The sequence below is a fragment of the Ruminococcus callidus ATCC 27760 genome (genome assembly GCF_000468015.1).
In the GTDB taxonomy this organism is placed as follows: Bacteria; Bacillota; Clostridia; order Oscillospirales; family Ruminococcaceae; genus Ruminococcus_C; species Ruminococcus_C callidus.
Window position 1 is genome coordinate 1 of sequence record NZ_KI260444.1, and the last position, 2,458, is coordinate 2,458.

Below are 2,458 nucleotides of genomic sequence, written 5' to 3' on the forward strand. Positions count from 1 at the left end.
CATTCAGGCGTGAGTAGTATGTGTGCTGGCTGATACCTTTTTCCTTGCACCAAGCAGTTACGGTCATACCGCTGCTCTGGCATTCCTGTATCTGCTCTGCCCACTCCCTGTGACGAAGCTCGGTTTTTACTTCTCTGATCGTTGGCATATTCTCAGCTCCTTTCGGGGTAAATCCCTTTGGAACTATTTTATCGCTTTTTTAGTGCCGAATCAACGTTAGGGTGTGGTTGGCGGTTACGATCGACGGCCCACGGAGGGAGCCGCCATGCTGATATATCCTGTTTTTCAAAAGCATAGCTTATTAAAAAAAGCCTGTACCTAACAGGGGGCAGCTCCGGCCAACAATATGAACTATACTATGTAAGGAAACTTCATATCAATTTAATTTTCGCCCGGTGGGTCTACGACCTGCCGGGCGAATTTTGTCGTTTCCTGCGGTTTTTCGGTGTGGGCCGAAGCTGCCGCAGCAACATAGACACAGGGGGCGACGCAACCGGCCCCGGCTTCTCATTCTCCCGCAGATCGGGGGTGAGAAGATGAAGTACACTCCTGATGGTTATGGAGAACGCTGCCGGTTTGACGCTTTCTGCAAAACCGTTCTCCGCAATGAGGCCAGAACCCACCTGCGAGATTTGGGCCGCCAGCGGAACCGAGAAATCGAGTTCATCGCCTTATCGCAGCAAGAATTGGACAAGCTCTGCACGGTAGACGAATACCCAAGCGACAGCATCCTATTCACGGTCTATGGCTACACCCTGCATATCCGGGACGAACTGGTGGCCGCTGCCTTTGCCAGTCTGCCGGAACAGGGGCAAGGCATTTTGATCCTGCATTGTGTGTTGGAGCTGGCAGATGGCGAGATCGGCAACCATGTCGTTTTGCAGGTAGGAGTCAATGCAATTGAGAACACTCCACGGGTTATAGATCTCCGTCAGTTCGAACCGATAGCCGTCATACCATTTTGCGATTGTTCCGGCATACTGTTCCAGGGAGAAGTTTTGCAAAATTTCTTGCATTTCTTCCTGGGTAAATCCGAAATACTGGGAGAACTTGTTTTTCGTGATGGAGTAAGTTTTCAGGTTGTTCAAGCCTGTGAAAATGCTCTCTCTGGATACCCGCAGACAGCCTGTCAGAACTGCAAATTCCAGCGAGGGGTTGGTTTTTAAGGCAGACTCAAAGCAGCTGCGAATCAGGTTCGTCATGTCATCGTAAAAGCCCTCATGGTAGGCGTTTTCTAATGGTACATCGTACTCGTCAATGAGAATGATGACGTTTTTTTATAGTATTTTGCCAGAATGTCGGATAAGGTTCGGATAGAATTCAGGTAAACATTTTGGTCTGCTCTTTGCTCCATAATGTTTTGGAATACTTCTTTTTCTGAATCTAAAATCTTATTGGATTCTAAAATGATTTTATGCTTCTCATATTCCTTTGCAATCAAGTTTTTATACATATAAAAAGCATTTGTGTAGCTGGCTTGTTTCATGCTTTTCAGCGAAACGCTGATTACCGGATACTTTCCCTGATACGCCATATACTCCGGATATGCTGCGATTTTTAAGCTGTCAAAAAGATAGGCATTGCTTTTCTCAGTTGCCTCAAAGAATCGCTGCAGCATACTCATGTTGAGTGTTTTGCCGAATCTTCTTGGTCTGGTGAAAAGATTGACGGTTTCCTTGTTTTCCAGGAGTTCCTTTATCATCAGTGTTTTATCGACAAAGTAGTACCCGTTGTCCACCAGCCGCTTGAAATCCTCTACGCCAATTGGCAAGGGCTTGTGTTTCATGTTCTCACCTCTGCTTGTTTCTGCAATTTTACCGGGGTTCTTGTTATTGTTATTATACCATGTTCTTGCGGAAAAAGCAACTGGATTTGCGGCTTTTTTGAATGTGGGGGATTGATAGGGCATATTTTAAAAGCATTGTGCAAAGACACATCACTTTTCTCACTGGCTGTTATTAGATAGCAAAAGCTGTTCATTCAAAAATATTTCCCGTGTTTGTAGAAACACTTTTCAAGGAACAGCGGAAAGTGTGTGCCTCATTTTGTCATTGCACTGCTTAAGTCGACATCTGCGTCGTCATCTCGTCGGCAAAAGAAGCATGTGAAATCGAAAAATGATTGTGTTGCATGGGATTTTTCACTTGCGTTAGAGTTGCTCATAACCCGAAGGTCGTCAGTTCAAATCTGGCTCCCGCAACCAAATGGAAAAGAACATTCAAGCAAGTGAAACAGCTGGAGGTGCAAGTTTAGCTGTTGATTTGCCTGAATGTTCTTTTTTATTATGCTCTATTCTAGAGCATTTGTCAAATATTGTGAGGTGAGTTTTTGGCTCGGTTTTTGTTGCATTTTTACAGAAAAACCGATTTTGACCCCAATTTGACCCCAAAACATCAAAAAAGAAAAGTGGAGCAGGACAACACATTGAACTGACCCCAAAAAGTTAGACAAAGATTCA

3 protein-coding genes are annotated in these 2,458 nt (G+C 44.7%); all 3 read right to left on the bottom strand.

Annotated features, from left to right (window positions below):
• Positions 1–148, bottom strand: a 148-nt coding sequence (tnpA, locus tag RUMCAL_RS16875; protein WP_021682794.1) for an IS66 family insertion sequence element accessory protein TnpA, incomplete at its 3' end; no start/stop codon positions are given.
• Positions 149–731: 583 nt separating this feature from the next.
• Positions 732–1,268, bottom strand: a complete 537-nt coding sequence (locus RUMCAL_RS16880; protein ID WP_084194407.1) for an AAA family ATPase — start codon at positions 1,266–1,268, stop codon at positions 732–734.
• Positions 1,235–1,786, bottom strand: coding sequence for an AAA family ATPase (locus RUMCAL_RS14720; RefSeq protein ID WP_051343810.1), 552 nt, complete (start codon positions 1,784–1,786; stop codon positions 1,235–1,237). Before RUMCAL_RS14720 ends, RUMCAL_RS16880 begins: the two co-directional genes overlap by 34 nt.
• Positions 1,787–2,458 lie beyond the last annotated feature (672 nt).

Coding starts and splice junctions, on each gene's coding strand:
- RUMCAL_RS14720 (WP_051343810.1), bottom strand. CDS start 1,786: ATGAAACACAAGCCCTTGCCAATTGGCGTAGAGGATTTCAAGCGGCTG.